This window comes from Aeromonas sp. YN13HZO-058 (genome assembly GCF_001921245.1).
In the GTDB taxonomy this organism is placed as follows: Bacteria; Pseudomonadota; Gammaproteobacteria; order Enterobacterales; family Aeromonadaceae; genus Aeromonas; species Aeromonas allosaccharophila.
Map to the genome: position 1 here is coordinate 1 of NZ_MQSY01000067.1, position 3,136 is coordinate 3,136.

At 58.7% G+C, this 3,136-nt stretch carries 2 protein-coding genes and 1 pseudogene; 2 read left to right on the forward strand and 1 reads right to left on the reverse strand.

The window, feature by feature from the left end; all coding sequences use genetic code 11:
- Positions 1-459: 459 nt before the first annotated feature.
- On the forward strand, positions 460-1,950 hold the full coding sequence (locus BSP75_RS18080) for a SulP family inorganic anion transporter (RefSeq protein WP_058054076.1): 1,491 nt from the start codon (positions 460-462) through the stop codon (positions 1,948-1,950).
- 19 nt (positions 1,951-1,969) lie between these two features.
- Complete coding sequence (locus BSP75_RS18085) at positions 1,970-2,815, forward strand: universal stress protein (RefSeq protein ID WP_075114123.1); 846 nt, start codon at positions 1,970-1,972, stop codon at positions 2,813-2,815.
- Between the two features lie 40 nt (positions 2,816-2,855).
- On the opposite strand, the pseudogene BSP75_RS18090 reads toward BSP75_RS18085, so the two are convergent.
- A pseudogene (locus BSP75_RS18090) lies at positions 2,856-3,136 on the reverse strand (IS4 family transposase); the annotation flags it as partial.

A 3,136-nucleotide genomic window follows, 5' to 3' on the forward strand; every position in this document is an offset into this window, starting at 1 on the left:
ATCCGAAACCAATCAACAGGTTTCGGATTTTTACACATCAGCAGGATCGGTCAATGGATCCTTAACTGATCGGCATTAGCCCATCACGGGCCCCTTTTCTTATTGCCAACATCGACCGACTCATCATTAGGGAGCCCACGCCTGTTCACCTCAGAGTGCAACCGCACGCTGCTTTGGCCCATCGGTCAGATGTCAACGAGCAGATGGGCTACCGCCTCCGGCACGGCTCTGCTATTATCCGCGGCCTTATGATCAAGACGCATACTGGCGTGACCGTAACGCCGCCATAACCCCGCCCTTCGCGGCACCTGCCGCCTGACTCTGGTTATCACAACCGGAGCGTTTTTGTTCATCCGTCACTTACCAATACAACAATCCGATCCTGCCCGAACGCCATCTGACCCCTTGGTCAGTGGATGCGTTGTGCTGTGGATCCCGAACAAGCGAGAAAATCCCCCCATGCTGGAACGTGCAAGACAAGAGTGGTTCTCCAACATCCGTGCCGATCTGCTGGCCGGCACCGTGGTGGCGCTGGCGCTGATCCCGGAAGCCATCGCCTTCTCGATCATCGCTGGCGTTGACCCCAAGGTCGGCCTCTACGCCTCCTTCTGTATCGCCGTGGTTATCGCCTTTGTCGGCGGTCGCCCTGGCATGATCTCCGCCGCCACCGGCGCCATGGCGCTGTTGATGGTGACCCTGGTGAAAGAACATGGCCTGCAATATCTGCTGGCCGCGACCCTGCTTACCGGGGTACTCCAGATCGCGGCGGGTTACCTGAAACTGGGCAGCCTGATGCGATTTGTCTCCCGCTCGGTGGTAACCGGCTTCGTCAATGCGTTGGCGATCCTCATCTTTATGGCCCAGTTGCCTGAGCTCACCAACGTCACCTGGCAGGTCTACGCCATGACGGCGGCTGGCCTTGGCATCATCTATCTGTTCCCGCTGATCCCGGTGGTGGGCAAGCTGGTGCCTTCTCCGCTGCTCTGCATCGTGATCCTGACGGCAGTCGCCATCACCATGGGCATCGATATCCGCACCGTGGGCGACATGGGCGAGCTGCCCGATACCCTGCCCATCTTCCTGTGGCCGGAAGTGCCGCTCAATCTCGAGACACTGGCCATCATCTTCCCATATTCCGCAGGTCTGGCCGTGGTCGGTCTGCTCGAATCCATGATGACGGCGGCCATTGTCGATGACCTGACCGATACCAGCAGCGACCGCAATCGCGAGTGCAAGGGCCAGGGGATCGCCAATATCGGCGCAGGCCTGATGGGTGGCATGGCGGGCTGCGCCATGATTGGTCAGTCCATCATCAACATCAAATCCGGTGGCCGTGGCCGCCTCTCCACCTTTGTCGCAGGCACCCTGCTCATCCTGATGGTGGTCTTCATGGATGAGTGGATCCGCCAGATCCCCATGGCGGCACTGGTGGCCGTGATGATCATGGTCTCTATCGGGACGTTTTCCTGGGAGTCGGTTCGCAATCTCAAGAAGCACCCGCTCTCCACCAATATCGTGATGGTGGCAACAGTGGCTGTGGTCGTCGCTACCCATAACCTGGCACTCGGGGTATTTGTCGGGGTGCTGCTCGCCTCCCTGTTCTTTGCCAACAAGGTTGCCCGCTTCATGCTGGTCAAGAGCGACAGCGAGCGAAACGGCGAGGTACGCACCTATCAGGTGCGGGGCCAGGTGTTCTTCGCCAGTGCCGAGCAGTTCTTTGCCGGATTTGACTTCAAGGAGGTGGTAGAAAAAGTGGTGATCGACCTCACCCACGCCCACTTCTGGGACATCACCGCCGTCACCGCACTGGACAAGGTGGTCATCAAGTTCCGCCGTGAGGGCACCGACGTGGAGCTGATTGGCTTGAACGAGGCGAGCGCCACTATCGTTGACCGCTTTGGTGTGCACGACAAACCGGAAGAAGTTGAAAAGCTGCTGGCTGGCCACTGATCACAAAAAGGAATTCATCATGACAAACATTTTCGCCTGTATCGATGGCTCTCCGGCCATGACAGCGGTGTGCGATGCGGCGGCTTGGGCCGCAGCCAACACCGGGTTACCCGTCACCCTGCTGCACGTACTGGAAAAGAACCAGTTTGAAGGAGAGAGCGATCTCTCCGGCAACATTGGCCTTGGCAGTCGCGAGCAGCTGCTCAAGGAGCTCGCCGAGCTGGATCACCAACGCAGCCGCCTCGCCCATGAACAGGGACGGATGCTGCTCAACGGCGGCAAGGCGTATCTTGCCGACTTGGGCATGACAGGAGTCGAGACCCTGCAACGCCACGGCCAGCTGGTAGAGACAACCCAGGAGCTCTCATCCGGTATGCGGATGTTGATCATGGGCAAGCAGGGCACGACCCATGCCCACGAGCTGATTGGCAGCCATATCGAGAGCGTCATCCGCACCCTGGCCAACCCCATCATGGTGGTACAGCCGGGCTTTCAGGCGCCAAGCCGCTTCCTGTTTGCCTATGACGCCAGCCCGACCGCCAAGAAGGTGCTGGAGTTGATCGCAAGCAGCCCGCTGCTCAAGGGGCTTGAGTGTGATCTGGTGATGGTTGCCGAACCGGGTGACGAGCACGAACGCCAGCTGGCACAGGCCAAGCAGGTGTTGAAAAGTGCGGGCATCAAGGTAACAGCCAGGCTGCTGCAAGGAGAGGTGGTGCCGGTAATTTGCCTACATGCCACCGAGGTGGGCTGTGACCTTATCGTGATGGGGGCCTATGGTCACTCACGGATCAGGCAGTTCATTGTGGGTAGCACCACCACGGGGATGCTGAAAACCACCCGTACCTCTCTGCTACTGCTGAGATGATGACCATTCAGGGGCCCATCACGGGCCTAATGCCAGTCAGTTAAGCCTGACTGGCATTGTTTTTATTGGTTTTTTTACACTGTATTTCTGTGGCCTTGGCTTCACGCAGCGGGGGTAACTTCGCTCCCTTCGTTCCGGCAGCACAAACTGCCCCGCCTGTTTCTCCAGGTCAGCTACCCGCTTCGGGATAGTCCCCGCTGACAGGTAGGGCATGCAGCTCAGTTCATGGATAAGATAGATCGACGCCATGTGAAAACTCAGCTGGCTCGCCGTGTATCCCTTCAGGCTCGCCGTCATCTTCACCATCTGGCTGCGCAGCAG